This is a genomic window from Micromonospora sp. SL1-18 (assembly GCF_047921505.1).
GTDB lineage: Bacteria > Actinomycetota > Actinomycetes > Mycobacteriales > Micromonosporaceae > Micromonospora.
In genome coordinates, this window is record NZ_JBLROA010000259.1 from 1 (window position 1) to 286 (window position 286).

Sequence of the window (286 nt, forward strand, 5' to 3'; positions counted from 1 at the left end):
ACAACAAGGCCAAGCCGCAGCAGATCGACACCCTGCGCGCCGACATCGTCCACACCGTCGACAACGGCCGTGCCGTGGTCGCCAACATCGCCGGCACCGCCACCGACACCGACGGCGGCACCCACTCCTTCGAAGGCGGCCACTACATCAGCGTCGTGGGCTACCACGACGGCGGGAAGACCGTGACCATCGCGGACTCGGCCAACCCGGACATGGCCTCCTACCACATGAGCGTGGACAACCTCGCCAACTGGATCGCCACCCGCGGCTACTCCGCCTCCTGACC

Annotated in this window: 1 protein-coding gene; it reads left to right on the top strand. The window is 67.5% G+C overall.

What is annotated here, in order from left to right; all coding sequences use genetic code 11:
* Positions 1-284 (top strand): C39 family peptidase (locus tag ACNAW0_RS30850; protein ID WP_416291555.1); only part of this gene is annotated, 284 nt, incomplete at its 5' end.
* Positions 285-286 lie beyond the last annotated feature (2 nt).